Below are 16,939 nucleotides of genomic sequence, written 5' to 3'. Positions count from 1 at the left end.
GTGTCGTTGTTATCGAGCGGGATGAGCACACTCGATATACACACGATCCCATAAGCAGGAACGATGTTGTGTCAGGGAATGCGGATTCGTGTTGACGGAAAAGTTGCCGCGTTTTGTATCGGCAAACTCACAGGTGGGCGGCGCCCAAGCATGACGCCAGCTTTTCACACGCCCGGTAGTTGCACAGGCAGGATGGCTGCCCGCCGAGTCAGGGCAGCTCAGGCCCATCACGGAAGGGACAAACAAAAAGGGCCGCGATCGCTCGCAGCCCTTGATATTTGGCGCCCGAAGTTGGACTCGAACCAACGACCCCCTGATTAACAGTCAAGTGCTCTAACCGGCTGAGCTATTCGGGCGGGGAGCTGCATAGTTTGGGGAATCGGGCCCATGGCTGTCAAGCCACGGGCCTTAATCTCTCGCTAGCTTTCAACGCGTCAGCACACGGTAGCACGGTACGTAGGCGGAGCCGCCGGGCAGCTTCATGCGGTGCTGCGCCACGAAGGCCTGCAGCAGGTGGTCCAGCGCGCGCATGACCTCGGCTTCGCCATCGATTTCGAACGGGCCGTGCTTTTCGATCGCGCGCACGCCTTCGTCCTTCACGTTGCCGGCCACGATGCCGGAGAAGGCGCGGCGCAGGTCGGCCGCCAACTCGTGACGCGGGCGATTGCGATGGATCGCCAGTCCGCGCATCGCCTCGTGCGTGGGCATGAAGGGTTGCTGGAACGCCCGCGGAATGTTCAGGGACCAATTGAAGAAAAACGCATCCTTGTTGTCCAGGCGATGATTGCGCACCTTGTCGATGCCACGCACCATCGCATGCGATACGGCGATCGGATCGTCGACGATGATCTTGTAGTGCTGCGCAACATCCTCGCCCAGCGTCAATTTCAGGAACTTGTCGATCTGCTCGAAATAGGCGGCCGATTGCTTGGGCCCGGTGAAGATCAGCGGGAACGGAATGCCGGCATTGTCCGGATGCAGCAGAATGCCTAGCAGATAGAGAATTTCTTCTGCCGTACCGACGCCGCCCGGGAACACGATGATGCCGTGCCCCATGCGCACGAAGGCTTCGAGGCGCTTCTCGATGTCCGGCATGATCACCAGCTGGTTGACGATCGGATTGGGCGACTCGGCGGCGATGATGCCCGGCTCGGTAATGCCGATATAACGGTTATTGCGGCGGCGCTGCTTGGCGTGCGCAATGGTGGCGCCCTTCATCGGGCCTTTCATCGCGCCGGGACCGCAACCAGTGCAGATATCCAGACCGCGCAGGCCAAGCTGATAGCCGACCAGCTTGGTGTATTCGTATTCATCGCGCGAGATCGAGTGGCCGCCCCAGCACACCGCAAGATTGGGATCGATCTGCGGTTTGAGAATGCGCGCGTTGCGCAGGATCTCGAACACGGCATGGGTAATGCCTGAGGAATCATCCAGATCGAAGGTGCCCTGCTCCAGCTGCGTCGATACGTAGACGATATCGCGCACCACCGCGACCAGCAGTTCGTTGACGCCGCGGATGATGTGACCGTCGACGAATGCCTTGGCGGGTGCATGCGACAGCTCGATCTTGATGCCGCGATCCTGTTGCAGCACCTGGATGTCGAAATCCGGATACTGCTCGAACATGCCGCGCGGATCGTCGCTGATATCGCCGGATGTCAGCGTCGCCAGCGCGCAGCGCCGCAACAGTCCGTGCAGGCCCGAGCCGCTGGCGTCGCGCAGGCGCGCCACTTCGTTGCGGGAAAGGATATCCAGGCCGCCGGCCGGCGAGATACGGGCGCTTACCGTGGCGGGCTTGCCGGACTTGTCGATCTGCGTGTCATTCATTTCCATCATTCTCCAGCCACTTCAACGCGGCGCAGATACGCCTGCGCCGCGCGTGCGGCCGTCTAGCATCCCGCTTCCGGGGCGATGCGGTCAATCCGGGCCACGAATCCGCCCCGCATAAAAAAAGCCCCGCAGCATGCCGCGGGGCTTTTCATGGCGTGAACCGGGCGGTACCGCCGAAGCGGTACCGCGCAGGTCATTGCTTACTGGAACGAGGTACCGAACGTGAGCACGAAGGCACGCGGCTCCAACAGACCGTATTCCGGTGCGGACGCGTACAGATACTTGGCCAAGGCCGTCGCATCGGTCGACTTGGACAGCAGCGTCGCCGAGTACACGTACGAGTAGGCTTCGTGATCGGTCAGGTTGGTGACGTTGAGCTTGATGTACGGCTTCTTCATCCAGCCCCAGTCGCCAAAGCGGTAACCGGCGCTGAAATTGAAGGTGGTGAAGCCGCCGACGCTTTCGGTGTTCGCGTAGTCACCGTACAGCGAGCTGGTCACGCGGCCATTCAGCGTGGCCCAAATACGCGAGTCGTCGTAACCCAGGCTCAGGTTGCCGATGTTGCGCGCGGTATCCGGCATGGTCTTGCCATTGGTCGGATAGATGCCGTTGCCGCCGTCGTAGGCATTGCCGAGGCCGCCGTCGAGGTTGCCGCGGATCGTGGCTTCCGTATAGGTGTAGGAGGAGTACACGGTCCAATTCTGTGCCAGCTTCCAGCTCAGCTCGCCGTTGAAGCCGCGCATGTCCATGTGCGGGATGGTGGTGTAGAACTCGGAACCCTGCTCGGTGTAACCCACTTCCTGCTTGTTGAAGTAGTTGCTGTGATAGACGTCGGCGCTGCCCGAAATCGTGTCGCCGTAGTAGCGGTAGCCCAGGTCGGTATTCCAGGTCATTTCCGGCGCACCGTTGTTCACGCCGGCCAGCGAGTCCAGCAGGATGGCGGTATTGCTCGGTACGCGGAAGGTTTTACCGCTGCCGATGTAGAACTGGTTGCGCTCGTCAAGCTGGTACTTCACGCCCACCGCCGGCAGGATGCGATGCCAGTTGTTGTTGAAGTTGGTGGACGTCTGCGTGGTGGAATTGGGATAGTCGAAGGCGAAACCGGTACGCGTCGCATACAGGTAAGCCAGGCCTGCCTGGAAGGTCCAGTAGTCGTTCGGCGTCCAGTTGTCGGTGACGAAGCCCTTCTTGAGTTCCGTGGTGGTGTATTCGTCGTAGTACTGCTCGATCTGGCCGCCTGGATAAAGCAGGTACGAGGAGTTCAACCAGATGTCATCCGGCTGACCGGTGAACGGATTGACCAGGCCATAGTCTTCGGCCTGGCTCTTGCGCGAACGCTCATACCAGAAGCCGTATTCCAGGCTGTTGTCCATGCCCAGATCGGTATTGGCCTTGATGATCACGCCCGGGCGATACGTCAACGCGGAGGAATACGCGTAAACCGTGCCGCCGGAGAAGTTGGTCTTGGTGCTGTTGGTGATCTGGCCGTCGCCGTTGAGATCGACGTTCGCATACAGGTACTTGTTGATCAGCGAGGTGCTTTCCTGCGCCACGCCACCGCCGCCGCCACCACCGTCGCCGTACCAGAAGTACGGAATCACCGACAGGTGCGTGCTATCGGCCAGCTTGAACTCACCGTCCATGCTGAACATGTAGCTCTTGTACGGATTGGTGTGCAGTGCCCAGTAGTTCTCGTCATCGGTCGCTGCGGTCTTCAGCGCCGAGCCCTTGAGGTTATTCAGCGGAATCCAGGTGTCGTTGTAGCTCCAGTTGTAGCCGAGCTGCTCTTCCTGCTGCTTGGTCACCGCTGCGTATTCGTCGTTGCTCTGGCGGCTGTACTGCAGCGAGGCGCTGATGGAGTTGTTGTCGTCGATGGTCCACACCGACTTGCCGTCCACCTTGGTGACGCGCAAATCGCCCTCACCGCGCCACATGTTGGCGGTGTTGTCGGAGAACGAGATCCACGAACGCACCGGACCGGTATCGCCAGTGTTCAGGCGCACGAAGGTACGGCGATAGTCGTTGCTGCCGATGCTCTGGGTGAAATCCACGCCGCCCTGGTGCGACGGATCGATGGTCGCCCAGCCAATGTGGCCGCCGCTGGCGCCGGAGTCGGGCATGTCGATATCCGGAATGCCCTGCAACACGGTGATATCGCCCATGTTCTCCGAATCGCCGTACTCAGTGGCATACACGGAGTAGCTGCCAGTATCGGTAATCGGCGCGCCGTTCACCGTCATGCCGATGTCCGACGAATCGTAGCCACGCATGCTGTAGTGGCCGTTGGCCAGACCGGTGACGTCATCCGTCGCGGCGTTCACGCCGGGAATGGTTCCGATCATCTGGGTGAAGTTGCTGCCGGGGCTAGCCTTTTCGATCGCATCACGCGTGATGGTCGACACGGCTTTCGGCGCCGTCTGCACCGACATCAAACCACCGCCGAGCGACAGCGATTGGCCTTGCACGGTCACTGCCGACATCTGCTTCACGTCACGCTCGGTGGCGTTGGACGTGGTGGTGTTGGAGGTGCTGGATGCATTGACGCGTTGCTGGCTGCCGGCAGCGCTCTGGCTGCCTTGGGTCTGATCGTTGTTGGCGGTCTGCGCCATGGCAACGCCCACAGACATGCAACATGCCATGGCGATCGCTGCGGAAAGATGCGTTCGTTTCATTAAGAGCCCCGTAGTCCGGATCTGTTAGTTGCGATATTTCTTCGGCATCGCTTTTCGTGACGTCTTGAACAGCTCTTGCGACACTCGGCTACAGCCAGCCCTTACGGGCTGCTACAGGCACTGACTCATCGGCACAAAAACGCCCCGCGGCTCATGCAACATGAGTCGTGTGCGACCTCTTGGTGGATCCCCAGGTCTTGCGATTTTTGTGTGGGTCGAGGCGGAAGGCCCTCAATCCCAATGCATAACCTTGGATGAGAAAGACGTGTGAGCCGACTGGTTCGCTGGCTTTATCTGCTGTCTGTTGGGAACAGCAGATAGGGGAAGCCGTCACGCATCCTTAGCGATACCTTAGTACGATTACATGTAAGCCTTACAATTTTTTTACCGATTTATCTCAATCGAGACATCTATGTCCTAAGACATATCTCGAGTGTTTGTGGCACACGTTGAACGCAGATACGACAAGGCCGCCTGATGGCGGCCTTGTGCAAGATGCAAGATGCAAGATAAAAAAATAAAGCGCCTGGCTTTAAGCGCCCTTGCCCAGATAACGCGCGCGCTTGGCTGGCTTCAACCGTGCAAGATCCAACATCACCAGACCATCGACACAACCTGAAAAGCCCGGGTCCTCACCAAAATCCAGGAACTGGACACCATCCGGTTCAACCAGATCTACATATTGGCGATACAACACCGGCAGGCTGACACCCAAGGCATCAAGATGATTCCGCAGCCGCCCCAAACCCGTAGCCGGATCCAGTCCCTCCAGTTCGCGACGCACGCCTTCAAGTACATCCGGTGAAACCTTGAACGGCTGACGCGCTGAAGCAAGTCCAGACACTCCGAAATAATGCTGATGTGCGGCGGCGATCCACTCACGTGCCTGACGCGGCAGGCTCACCGACATGCTGACCGGGCCAAACAGGTAACGCAGTTCCGGATAGCGCTGCAGATAGAGCCCGATACCCTGCCACAGTTGGTCCAGTGCGCGAGAGCGCCAGTAAGCCGGAGCGACAAAGCTGCGTCCAAGCTCAAGACCTTGTGCAAGGCGCGACTCCAGCGCAGGCGAATAATTGAACAGGCTGGCGGTGTAGAGCCCGTTCATTCCGCGCGCGGTAATCAGGCGACCACCGTGTCCCAGACGATAGGAACCTACGATGCGCAAGACCTTGGGATCCCACAGCACCAGGTGTTCGTAGTGCGCGTCGTAAACATCCAGGTCGCGCCGTGTATTGGTGCCCTCACCCACCTTGCGGAAGGTCAGTTCGCGTAGACGTCCAATCTCGCGCAATGCGGCACCATCGGTGGAACCACGCAGCACCATGATCTGTTTGCCGTCGGCAAGGTCGGCAAGCTTCTCGCACTGCGACAGTTCCATCGCCACGCGATCGACCGGCTCCGGATGTGCCAGCGGCACCTGACCGCCGAAGATCAAACCGCGCCGACGGCCGATGCGATACACATGACGGCGCATGAGATCCGCCGCACGCTGGGGCGAACCTTCGCTACGACTCTCCATTTCTTCGGCACTGACCAGCGCGCCCACGCTGAAACCGATGCGGCTCACGCTGGTGGCCACCGCTTCACGCGGCAGCATGGCGGTGCTGAGTGGCTTGGCCAGCATGGACAAGCCGTAGAACATCGCCGAATTGCGGGCCGCGACATGGATCGGCAGTACTGGCACCTTGCTGCGCATGGCCAGCCGCGCGAAACCATCGGCCCAGCGTCCATCGCGCACACCTGCCGGCCCCATCCGCGAGACTTCGCCGGCAGGGAAAACAATCAGCGCTTCACCGCGCTCCAGGGCACGGAACACATTGCGCAGGCGCGACGCCGCGCCACTGCCGAAGACATCCACCGGCAGCAGCAGCGGTCCCAGCTGCGGAACCGCGGCAAGCCAGTCATTACCAAGAATGCGAACATCCGGGCGCACCGAACCGACCAATTGCAGCAAGGCCAGTGCGTCGAGCATGCCGAGCGGATGATTGGCGACAACAAGTACACCGCCTTCCACGGGAATGTTTTCCCGCTCGCGTTGCACAACGTGATAACTGCAGCCCAGAAAATCGAGCACCTTCTCGACGAAGTCGAAGCCTATCGTGTCGGCAAGCCGATCAAGGACACGATTGAAGCCCGCTTCGTCGGCAAGCCGACCCAGCATGCCAGCAACAGGCCGACGGATCATCGGGTGTTGTGCAAGCCACGGCAGACGTTCGGTAAGGGCCTGTTCAACGCGAAGCATGACCGCCTCCCTTGGTTTTAATCCATGTTGCCGATCAAGTGTGACAACTACGCGAAATTACGCACGCGAACTTGCCTGGTTCGCAAGAATACACGATGAGTCAGGGACGATTTCTTAAGAGCTCGTTCAAGCGGATTGGCAAACATCAGGGAAACCTGTTGGCACACAGGGAAACTGACCTAGACAGTCAGATGCAGGTAGGCGGCAATGCCACCCAGGAACATCTGTACCGACAATGCAATCAGCAGCATGCCCATCACCCGCTCCAGTGCGGTGAGCACGCTTTCGCCCAGCCAGCGGTACAGATACGTAGAACTCAACAGGATTACCGCCGTGGCCAGCCACGCGCACAGCAAGGCGGTGGCCCAGTCGGCCGTGCGACCGGGATGCGTATTGGTAAGCAGGAGCAAGGCGGCCATCGCCGATGGTCCGGCCACGCCGGGAATCGCCATCGGCACGATGAAAGGCTCGCCCTCGCTGGAGCCGCCGAAAATGCCGCCGCCATCGGCCGGTGGAAACACCATCCGTATGCCGATCAGAAACAGCACGATGCCACCGGCGATGCTGATCGACTCCTCCCGCAATTGCAGCAGCTTGAGGATCAACTGCCCGCCCATCAGGAACACCAGCAACACCGCCAGCGCAATCAGCAATTCGCGCACCATCACTGCGCGGCGGCGCTTGGGCGGCACACCCTTGAGCAGGCTCAGGAAGATCGGGATGTTGCCGAGCGGGTCCATGATCAGGAACAGCAGGATCGCCGCCGACAAAGTCGTCATCTGCGTCTCCATCCCACCCCCTTATCCGTGCATGCCCATCGCGGCAGGTTGCCGCTCGCGCTGATCATGCCACGCGCAGATCGAGCACGGCACCACGCACGGCGACGGCCTGCTTGCTCAGCAGATACACCACCGCTTCTGCCGTAGCGTCCGGCAGCGGTTGCTGGGTAGTGTCTTCACCGAAATACGCGGTGCGCCGCAAAGTGGTACGCATCGGCGCAGGCAACAGGGCGTGCACGCGGAATGCGTCGCTGTCGTGTTCTTCGTGCAGGATCGCGACGAAGCGCTCCAGCGCTGCCTTCGATACCCCGTAGGCGCCCCAGTGCGCGCGCTGCACGAGCTCGGGATTATCCAGCACGAATACCGCAGCGCTGTCCGGCGCGGCGGTGAGCAAGGGCAGGCATGCCTGGGTCAGCGCAAACGGTGCGGAGACATTGACGTGCAAGGCACGCAACCACGCATCGGGCTTGTGCATCGATATCGGCATCAAGCCGGCAAAACTCGCCGCGGTATGCACGATGCCATCGAGCCGCCCCAGATCGCGCTGCAAGCCTTCAGCCAGCGCGTCGTAATCGCGCGGCGTGGCCGACTCCATGTCCAGTGGATGGATGACGGCCTCGGGCAGCCCTTCCTTGATCATCGCATCGTAAAGCTGCTCAAGCTGACGCTTGCGTTTGCCGGTGATCACCACGGTTGCGCCAGCACGCGCCGCCGCACGCGCGACGGCGCTGCCCAATCCGCCATACGCGCCGGTGACCAATATGACCCTGCCATGTAATGCATCACTGGATGGCGCCCAGGTAGCGGGCAGACGCTGCAGAGGCAGGCTCATGCGTGACTCTCGCCGGCGACGTCATGCGCCATGCGCGCCAATTCACCGGAGGCTTTCAGGTCCTCCACGATATCGCAGCCGCCAATGAGCTCGCCCTGGATGAAAAGCTGCGGGAAGGTCGGCCAGTTGGCGTAGTGCGGCAGTGCAGCGCGGATTTCCGGATCAGCCAGCACGTTCACGGCATGGAAGGTGGCGTTCGCTTCCTTGAGCGCCTGCGCGGCGCGGCTGGAGAAGCCGCACATCGGGAACTCTGGCGTGCCCTTCATGAAGAGCACGATCGGGTACTCGGCTAGCACCGCCTTGATTCGTTCGTTGACGTCCATAAGTTCCGATTCATCACTACAATGCGGCAGATCGATAGTGTACCAGCCGCCCCGGCACCCCATCCGAGCCGGCGCATCTGCCTTCCTCAGCCAACGCCCAGGAGTTACCCATGGCGATCGAACTTCCCCCGCTGCCTTATGAAAAGAACGCGCTGGAGCCGAATATCTCGGCCGAGACGCTGGAGTTCCACTACGGCAAGCACCACCAGGCCTATGTGACCAACCTCAACAACCTGATCAAGGGCACCGAGTTCGAAAGCGCCTCGCTGGAAGACATCATCAAGAAGTCCTCCGGTGGCGTGTTCAACAATGCCGCGCAGATCTGGAACCACACCTTCTACTGGCACTCGATGCGCAAGCCGCTCGAGAGCAACGCGCCGACCGGCAAACTGGCGGACGCGATCAACAAGGCCTTCGGTTCCTTCGACAAGTTCAAGGAAGAATTCACCAAGTCGGCCGTGGGCAACTTCGGCTCGGGCTGGACCTGGCTGGTGCAGCGTCCGGACGGTTCGCTGGGCATCGTGAATACCTCCAACGCCGCCACGCCGATCACCGGCAGTGACAAGCCGCTGTTCACCATCGATGTGTGGGAACACGCTTACTACATCGACTACCGCAACGCGCGTCCGAAATACGTGGAATCGTTCTGGAACCTGGTGAACTGGGACTTCGCGGCGAAGAATCTCGCCTGATACCCAGCCGTCGTCCTGGCGATGTGCAAGGCGGAGCCGGCCACGGCTCCGCCTTCCTTATTTAAGGCTGCTCGCCCCGCACCCCCTCAAAGTACGCGTAGCGCAGGCGCCGCCTGTTCCTCGCGCTGCAAGGCCTGGGCGATTTCGCCGATACGCGCAGCCAGCGTTCCTGCATCCTTCGCGCACACCGTGGCATGTCCCACCTTGCGCCCTGGCCGCGGCTGCTTGCCGTAATCGTGCCAGTGCCCATCCACCGTGCTCAGCACGGGAGCCGGATCAGGCAACTCGCCAATCCAGTTGAACATCGCCGAGAAACCGTGCGCCGAGGTATCCCCCAGCGGCAGGCCCAGCACGGCGCGTACATGATTCTCAAACTGGCTGGCGACCGCGCCCTCGATGGTCCAGTGACCCGAATTGTGCACACGCGGTGCCATTTCGTTGCCGAGCAGTTGCCCATCCTTGACGAACAATTCCAGCGCAAACACGCCGACGTAACCCAGGCGCTCGGCAAGAATGCGCGCCAGCTCCGCGGCGCGGGTCTGCAACGCGTCCACATCCAACGCCGGCGCAAGGCTGAGGCTAAGCACGCCATCGGTATGCCAGTTCTGGGTCAGCGGCCAGATGCGGAAGTCACCATCGCGCGTACGCACCGCCAAGACCGACAGCTCGCGGTCGAACGGCACAAACGCCTCGAGGATCAGGCCATGTGCACTGGCCTGCGCCCCCAAGGCCGCCCAGGCAGCATCCGCATCGGACAACTGCTTGATACGAAACTGACCTTTACCGTCGTAACCCAGGCGACGCGTCTTGAGAATGGCCGGCGCACCGATAGCCGCCAACGCCCGATCCAGATCGTCGCGGGTATCAACCGCCTGGAACGCGGGGGTCTGCAACCCGCATTCGCGGAACAGGGTTTTCTCGGCCAGCCGATCCTGCGCCACCGCCAAGGCACGCGGGTCCGGGAACACCGCCACGCGCTCGGCCAGCCAATGGGCGGACTCGGCCGGCACGTTCTCGAAGTCGAAGGTCACCACATCCACTTCGGCGGCGAATTTTTCCAGCGCGGCGTAATCGGTCCAGTCAGCCAGCCGCAACGGCGCCACTTGCCCGGCGCAAGCGTCCGGGGCGCTGTCGACCACCAAGGTATTCACGCCGAGCGGTGCGGCGGCTAAAGCAAGCATTCTGGCCAGTTGGCCACCACCCAGAATGCCCAGGACGGGCTGACGTCTAGAGCCTGCTTTCATACTCCAAGCACCCCGCGCCGGAAGCTGTTTGCGCGCAAGGCAAGGAAGAGCGAGGGCGCGTATGTCGATACATAACTGAGCGATGACGCAGCTTTGCGGGCAAACAGATCCGGCCCGAAGGGTCGCGTCTGAGCCGCCGCCATGCGGCAGCGCGCGGCTTGACTTGACAGCCAGTCAAGCGCTGCGCCACGCGCTACCACCTGACGGCGGCTCAGACGCAACGCGGGGCGCTTGGAGTATGAAAGCAGGCTCTCGATCACGAGCGTGGATCCGGATTGTCTAGAACAGTCTGGGTCTGACGAGAACGATAAGTGTCGACGGCCCTGGCCAGCGCCGGGTCGTGCAAAGCCAGCACCGCAGCGGCAAGCAGACCCGCATTGACCGCACCGGCCCGGCCGATCGCCAGGGTGCCCACCGGGATGCCGGCCGGCATCTGTGCAATGGAAAGCAGGGAGTCCATGCCGTTGAGCGCCTTGGACTGCACCGGTACGCCGAGCACCGGCAAGCGGGTCTTGGCCGCCAGCATGCCCGGCAGATGTGCCGCGCCACCGGCGCCGGCGATGATCACCTGGATACCACGACCCACTGCCTCTTCGGCGTACTGGAACAACAGATCCGGTGTGCGGTGCGCGGAAACCACCCGTACCTCGTGGGGCACGCCCAGTTCCTGGAGCACATCGGCGGCGTGCGTCATGGTTTCCCAATCCGAACGCGACCCCATCACCACACCAACCTTCGGTGCTGCCGTTGTTACCGTCATGGCCCGGTCGTCCAAAAGGGGATATTGTACGTACTTCCCCGCACCGCAACGATACCCGCCCCGCACCATGGACAAGCGCCTGCTCGACATTCTCTGCTGCCCGGTAAGCAAGACCCCGGTGCGCCCGCTCAACAGCAGCGAACTCAGTGCTCTGAACAAGGCGATCGATGCCGGCCAGGTAGTCAGTGTGGCCGGTGCCGCGGTCCAAGGCCGGCTGAGCGAAGGGCTGATCACGGTCGACCGCAAGGTGGTCTACCGGGTCGAGGACGGTATCCCCGTGATGCTGCCCGAGGAAGGCATCGGCACCACCCAGCTCACCGATTTCCCGGCGGCGGCTTAAGCCAGGCTTACCCCTCCCCCCTGGTCCCGGCCAGGCTGAACCCCAAAACACAAATCCATGACGCTCAGCATGGCAGGGAGGCCCATTTTCGCTTATGTTGCACAGATCAGCCAAAAGGCCGTCGTCGTAACTAAATTAGGCCAACCACAGGGGTGTGGCGATGAATCCAGCCAACGAGCCATCGAACATCGTCAATCTTAGCCAGCGCCTGGATCCCGCCAGCGGCCGTGGAGGCGACCTGTTGAATGCCGTTCGCAGTATCGCCAGCCGCCGCCTGCAGCAATATATCGGCAACATGTTCGAACACGTCGACGATGCGCTGTTCGACCTGGCCGAGAAAGCCGAGAACAACGCCGCACAGATGCACTATTTCGACGGCATGCGCGAAGTGCGCAAACGCCGTCCGGTGATCGAACGCACTTTTCTGGCCCAGGTTTCGCGCGAACTGAACGATTTCGTCAGCGGCAACCGCACGACGCCGCAGAGCAGCAGCACGCCGGCACCACAGGCCGGCTCGATCGAACTCTCACTGGTGGCCGATAACGAGCTGGAAGAATCGCTCGCCATCACCAGCATGATCGGCAAGAACGAGACCCGCCTCGCCCGCGACCTGTTCGCGGTGAATCAGCGCCTGTCGGTGATCTGCGGCGGCGCGAAGATCGAGGACGCCACCAATCCGATCGGCCCTGCGTTGCTTGCGCAGGCGTTCCGCCAGTCGATGCGCGAACTCAGCGCCGACATGCGCGTAAAGCTGATCATCTACAAACTGTTCGACCGCTACGTGATGGCGTCGCTGGACGAGCTGTATCAGGAAACCAACGCCGAGCTGATGCGCGCCGGCGTGCTGCCACAGCTGCGTCATGAAGTGCTGCGCCAAGGCGGAGCCTCGGCCGCGGCAACAGGCGGAGCAACTGGCGCAGCCGGCGATGTGACGGCGCCGATGGCCGCGGACGATAGCGAAGCCTCGGCCGAACTGCTGCAGACACTGCGCACCTTGTTCGGTGCGCGCCGCGCCCATCCGAACGTGCCGCTGTCGGCGATAGCTCACGGGCCGCTGCCGACAGCCAATGAATTGATCGGCGCACTCAGCGTCCTGCAAAGTCAGGCCGCTACGGTGCCGGTGGCGCCGATGACCACGGCTGTCAGCACGCTGGATATCACCCAGCAGGTGCTGCAATTGAAAGAGCAGCTCCTGTCGCAGCTCGGTTCGCTGCGCGGCCAGCGTCCCGGCCAGATCGCCACGATGGACGAAGACACCATCGATCTGGTCGGCATGCTGTTCGAGTTCATCCTCGAGGACCGCAACCTGCCGTCGCAGATGCAGGTGATGCTGGCGCGGTTGCAGATTCCGTATCTGAAGGCCGCGATCCTCGATCGCAAATTGTTCGCACACCGCCAGCATCCGGCGCGCCGCCTGCTCGATGGCCTGGCCGATGCGGCCAAGAGCTGGTCGGAAGAATCGGACCGCGACGGCCGCCTGCACGACACCATCAAGGCCATCGTCGAACGTCTGCTGCAAGAATTCGACGATGACATGACGATCTTCGATCGTCTCAACGCCGAGCTGCAGCAATTCCAGGATGCCAATCGCCGCCGCGCCGAACTGGCCGAGCAGCGCGTAGCCGAATCCACCCGCGGCCGCGAAAAACTGGAGCAGGCGCGTCGCCGCGCCGCGCGCGAAATCCTCAACCGCATCGGCGATAACGTGCTGCCGCCGCTGATCCATGGGGTGCTGTCGCGCGCCTGGGCGAACTACATGGTGCTTACCATCCTGCGCAAGGGTGAAGAATCCACCGAGTTCCGCGAAGCACTGCGTTTTGTCGACGCCTTCATCGCCAGCACCAAGCCGGTACGCACGCCCGAAGCCAAGCGCGACCTGCGCCAGTTGTTGCCGGGCATCGAGCGCGCGCTGCGCAAAGGCCTGACCAACGTTGCGTTCCAGGACGCGGACATCGAGCGCCTGCTCAGCCAGCTGCTTACCTACTACCGCCAGCAATTGGGCGAAGCGGTTCCCGCTGCCGAACAAGCGCCACAGACATCGGATAGCACACCCTCACCGCTGCCGATTCCGGAAAGCATCCAGCCGCTGGCCGAAAGCATGGCCGATCTGGAAGACGATCCGGCCGAGGCAGAGCCCGAAGCCGCGGCGATCGCGCCGGAAGTGCGCGAGCAACTTGAGCTCGTCAATACGCTCAAGCCGGGTACCTGGCTGGAATTCAACACCGATGCCGAACACTTCGAGCGTGCCAAGCTGTCCTGGATCAGCCCGATGAGCGGCCGCTACCTGTTCGTCAACCGTCGCGGCCTGAAAGTCGCCGACTACTCGCCTTATGAATTGGCCACGGTGATGGTCGAAGGGCGTGCTCGCATCCTCGCCTCGAACGCGCTGTTCGATCGCGCCATGGATGCTATCGTTGACCGACTGAGCCATGAAGACGCTCGCACCAGCGATCCAGAATGAGTACTGCCCTGAGCTTCACACCACCCGATCAAGCAACAATCAACGCTGATGTGGAACGCGCCTTTGCCGAGGACCTCGGCAAGGGCGATGCCACTGCGAGTCTTTTGCCTGCCGCAGCGCAGGCCACCGCGCAACTCACCTGCCGCGAAGATGCGGTGATCGCAGGTATTCCGTGGTTCGACGCTTGCGTACACAAGCTCGATCCGACGGCGCAGATCAACTGGCAAGTGAACGATGGCGACCGGGTCGCGCCCGGCACCGTGGTCTGCCACATGCATGGCAATGCACGCGCGCTGGTCAGCGCCGAGCGCTCCGCCCTGAACTTTCTGCAGCTGCTATCCGGCACCGCCACCAACACGGCGGCTTACGTCGCCGCCACCGCGGGCACCAACGTGCGGGTGCTCGACACCCGCAAGACCGTACCCGGCCTGCGCCTGGCACAGAAATATGCCGTTCGTTGCGGCGGTGGCCATAACCATCGCATCGGCCTGTACGACGCGATCCTGATCAAAGAAAACCACATCATCGCCGCCGGCAGCATCGCCGCCGCCGTGCTGGCGGCGCGCCAGCTGCACCCCACCCTGCTGCTGGAAGTGGAGGTGGAAAACCTCGACGAGCTGCAACAGGCGCTGGATGCCGGCGTCGACCGCATCATGCTGGACAACTTCACCTTGCCACTGATGCGTGAAGCCGTGGTCCGGACCGGCGGACGGGTCCCGCTGGAGATTTCCGGCAACGTCGATCTCGACACCATCGGCGACTATGCCCGCACCGGGGTCGATTACATCTCGGTCGGCGCACTGACCAAGCATGTGCGGGCGATCGATCTTTCGTTGCGTTTGAAGATCGGCTGATCTTGCAGCCGCGGCAGGTCGCCCACACACTCGGTGAATGGGCGACTTCACTACTCTTTTCCTGCTCTTTGCCCTGCTGGGTATAGCCGGGACATGGCTAAGGCTCAGCCGAGCCCGCGACCGCGCCGTCCAGGAAGCACGCACGCGCTGCCAGCAACACGGCCTGCAGCTGCTGGATGAGACCGTCGGATTGAGCGGGCTGCGCCTGCGACGCGTCGGCGACCGGCGCGTGGTAGAGCGGCGCTACAGTTTTGAAGTCAGCATCGATGGGGATGATCGGGAAGCGGGGCATCTATGGATGATCGGCAACACGCTCACCGCGCTGATCCTGCCGACCATCGAGCTGTATACGCCGGAGCTGGCGGACCCTTCGGTCGAACAGACACCGATCGCACCCGGCGGAAATGTGCTGCCGTTTCGGCGCCAAAGCGGTGATCGGGATGTCCGCCACTGAATCCCATCCGCAGCTCAAGTAGGGTTAGCGCGCCAACCCTACTTACGCCCTGGATGGGCCCGGCACAGATCGCGAATTACTTCACCACTCGCAGATGCGACCCGCCACGCTTCGGCTTGTCGCCATCGGTGGTCGGCGGCTCGGGCGCCGGTGGCGGTGGTGGCGTATCGGACGGCGGATCCCCGCCATCCTCATCCGCCGGAAACATCATGCCCTGCCCGTTCTCCTGGGCGTACAGGGCCAGCACCGCCGGAATCGGAATCTGGATGCTGTGACTGACCCCGGAGAAGCGCGCCTGGAAACTGATCCACTCGTTGCCCAGATCCAGGTTGGCCACGGCACGCATGGCCAGGTTGAGCACCACCTGCCCGTTCTTGATCACATGCGTCGGCACCCGCACGCCGCTGCGCGTGGCATCCACCAGCATATAGGGCGTGAGGTTGTTGTCGCTGATCCAGTCGTAGATCGCCCGCAACAGATACGGGCGATTCGAAGTCATACCATGGTCCTGCTGTGTCACCTAGAGGGCATCCTGATCGATTCTGCGTAGGCGTCACCGGCCTTGTCTGTTCGCAGGCCACAGGGGCGTCGGCGAAAGCAGACTGGCTGTCTGTCGAGCCGGCGCACCGAAGGTATGCGGACAGACACAGCCGGCCCTCGCGTATTGAATTTGAAATGTTGGGTGATGTCCAGAAGGCCCGCGGCGCGTGCCGCGAGGCTGGATGAGACGGTCAGTCTTGGCTGCACCACGCAACCCGCCTGCGGGCCTTCCGGAGACACCATGCCGTCTGCGCGGAATCGATCAGGACGCCCTCAGAGCCTTTTCCTCTGACGTCAGACTGCGAGCATAGCCTTGACTGTGAAACAGGCGCTCGCCGTAATCCATGATCGGCTTGCCTTCCCGGCCCAGATCGACCCCCAGCGAGGGTAGCCGCCAGACCACCGGGGTCACCAGGCAATCGGCCAGGCTCATTTCCGGGTTGAGGAAAAACTTCGACGCCTTGAACAGCGGCAAGGCGGCCAGCAGATGTTCGCGCAACCGCTTGCGGGCGGCCTCCGCCGGGCGTCCACCGGCACGAATGTGCTCGATTTCCGGCAACCAGTCGCGCTCGATACGTACTGCGGCCAGGCGCAGACGGGCACGGGAAAGCGGGTCAATCGGCATCAGGGGTGGATGCGGGTAGCGTTCGTCCAGGTATTCACACACCACCGAGGTGTCGTATAGGGTGAGGTCGCGATCGACCAGGGTCGGCAAGCTGTTATAGGGATTGAGATCGATCAGGTCTTCCGGTGGCTTGGCCGGGTCGACCTGGATCAGGTCATACGTGACCCCCTTCGCCGCCAGCACCAGCCGTACGCGGTGACATTGGATGTCATCGGCAGCGGAGTACAGGGCGAGTACTGTCCGGGAACGAGCGTTCTGGACCATGCACGACCTCCCCATGTGTATGAC

The 16,939-nt window shown here is 62.0% G+C and carries 15 protein-coding genes and 1 tRNA gene; 5 read left to right on the top strand and 11 right to left on the bottom strand.

The annotated features are described in order from the left end of the window. Positions 1–279 precede the first annotated feature (279 nt). The 7 genes from ISP19_RS16165 to grxD all read right to left on the bottom strand — a co-directional run bounded on the left by ISP19_RS16165 (position 280) and on the right by grxD (position 8,681). Positions 280–356, bottom strand: a tRNA-Asn gene (locus ISP19_RS16165). Positions 357–426: 70 nt separating this feature from the next. Beyond that, positions 427–1,827, bottom strand: coding sequence for a nucleotide 5'-monophosphate nucleosidase PpnN (gene ppnN, locus ISP19_RS16160; RefSeq protein ID WP_204683452.1), 1,401 nt, complete (start codon positions 1,825–1,827; stop codon positions 427–429). 203 nt (positions 1,828–2,030) lie between these two features. Further along, on the bottom strand, positions 2,031–4,457 hold the full coding sequence (locus tag ISP19_RS16155) for a TonB-dependent receptor (RefSeq protein ID WP_239556882.1): 2,427 nt from the start codon (positions 4,455–4,457) through the stop codon (positions 2,031–2,033). A 577-nt stretch (positions 4,458–5,034) separates the two neighbouring features. Further along, positions 5,035–6,747, bottom strand: a complete 1,713-nt coding sequence (gene olsF, locus ISP19_RS16150; RefSeq protein ID WP_204683450.1) for a bifunctional ornithine lipid synthase OlsF — start codon at positions 6,745–6,747, stop codon at positions 5,035–5,037. Between the two features lie 179 nt (positions 6,748–6,926). Beyond that, a complete protein-coding gene (locus ISP19_RS16145) occupies positions 6,927–7,526 on the bottom strand; it encodes a YhgN family NAAT transporter (protein WP_204683449.1) in 600 nt (199 codons plus the stop codon). A 64-nt stretch (positions 7,527–7,590) separates the two neighbouring features. Continuing rightward, positions 7,591–8,358, bottom strand: a complete 768-nt coding sequence (locus ISP19_RS16140; protein ID WP_204683448.1) for an SDR family NAD(P)-dependent oxidoreductase — start codon at positions 8,356–8,358, stop codon at positions 7,591–7,593. Further along, complete coding sequence (gene grxD / locus ISP19_RS16135; RefSeq protein ID WP_204683447.1) at positions 8,355–8,681, bottom strand: Grx4 family monothiol glutaredoxin; 327 nt, start codon at positions 8,679–8,681, stop codon at positions 8,355–8,357. The genes ISP19_RS16140 and grxD overlap by 4 nt, the downstream gene beginning before the upstream one ends. Positions 8,682–8,791: 110 nt before the next feature. Between grxD and ISP19_RS16130 the strand changes: the two genes are divergently transcribed. After that, entirely contained in the window at positions 8,792–9,373 is a 582-nt protein-coding gene (locus tag ISP19_RS16130) for a superoxide dismutase (protein WP_204683446.1), read from the top strand. 86 nt (positions 9,374–9,459) lie between these two features. On the opposite strand, the gene ISP19_RS16125 is transcribed toward ISP19_RS16130, so the two are convergent. Further along, complete coding sequence (locus ISP19_RS16125; protein WP_204683445.1) at positions 9,460–10,617, bottom strand: 5-(carboxyamino)imidazole ribonucleotide synthase; 1,158 nt, start codon at positions 10,615–10,617, stop codon at positions 9,460–9,462. Between the two features lie 256 nt (positions 10,618–10,873). Further along, entirely contained in the window at positions 10,874–11,377 is a 504-nt protein-coding gene (purE, locus tag ISP19_RS16120) for a 5-(carboxyamino)imidazole ribonucleotide mutase (RefSeq protein ID WP_204683444.1), read from the bottom strand. Between the two features lie 67 nt (positions 11,378–11,444). Between purE and ISP19_RS16115 the strand changes: the two genes are divergently transcribed. The 4 genes from ISP19_RS16115 (at position 11,445) to ISP19_RS16100 (ending at position 15,486) form a co-directional block, all read left to right on the top strand. Continuing rightward, positions 11,445–11,717 (top strand): Trm112 family protein, encoded by a 273-nt coding sequence (locus ISP19_RS16115; protein ID WP_204683443.1) that lies wholly within the window; start codon positions 11,445–11,447, stop codon positions 11,715–11,717. Positions 11,718–11,877: 160 nt separating this feature from the next. Then, on the top strand, positions 11,878–14,178 hold the full coding sequence (locus ISP19_RS16110) for a DUF1631 domain-containing protein (RefSeq protein ID WP_204683442.1): 2,301 nt from the start codon (positions 11,878–11,880) through the stop codon (positions 14,176–14,178). Continuing rightward, positions 14,175–15,032 (top strand): carboxylating nicotinate-nucleotide diphosphorylase, encoded by an 858-nt coding sequence (gene nadC, locus ISP19_RS16105; protein ID WP_204683441.1) that lies wholly within the window; start codon positions 14,175–14,177, stop codon positions 15,030–15,032. Before ISP19_RS16110 ends, nadC begins: the two co-directional genes overlap by 4 nt. Positions 15,033–15,069: 37 nt before the next feature. Next, the gene (locus ISP19_RS16100; protein WP_204683440.1) at positions 15,070–15,486 is read left to right on the top strand and encodes a DUF3301 domain-containing protein; all 417 of its coding nucleotides are present in this window, start codon (positions 15,070–15,072) and stop codon (positions 15,484–15,486) included. A gap of 76 nt (positions 15,487–15,562) precedes the next feature. On the opposite strand, the gene ISP19_RS16095 is transcribed toward ISP19_RS16100, so the two are convergent. Both ISP19_RS16095 and ISP19_RS16090 read right to left on the bottom strand, forming a co-directional pair. Next, positions 15,563–15,985: a ClpXP protease specificity-enhancing factor gene (locus ISP19_RS16095; RefSeq protein WP_204683439.1), complete on the bottom strand. Its 423-nt coding sequence runs from the start codon at positions 15,983–15,985 to the stop codon at positions 15,563–15,565. A 303-nt stretch (positions 15,986–16,288) separates the two neighbouring features. Next, on the bottom strand, positions 16,289–16,915 hold the full coding sequence (locus ISP19_RS16090) for a glutathione S-transferase N-terminal domain-containing protein (RefSeq protein WP_204683438.1): 627 nt from the start codon (positions 16,913–16,915) through the stop codon (positions 16,289–16,291). Between the last annotated feature and the right edge of the window lie 24 nt (positions 16,916–16,939).

It is taken from the genome of Dyella flava, from assembly GCF_016904955.1.
Taxonomy (GTDB): Bacteria; Pseudomonadota; Gammaproteobacteria; order Xanthomonadales; family Rhodanobacteraceae; genus Dyella_B; species Dyella_B flava.
This window is presented reverse-complemented; position numbering and strand designations above follow the sequence as displayed.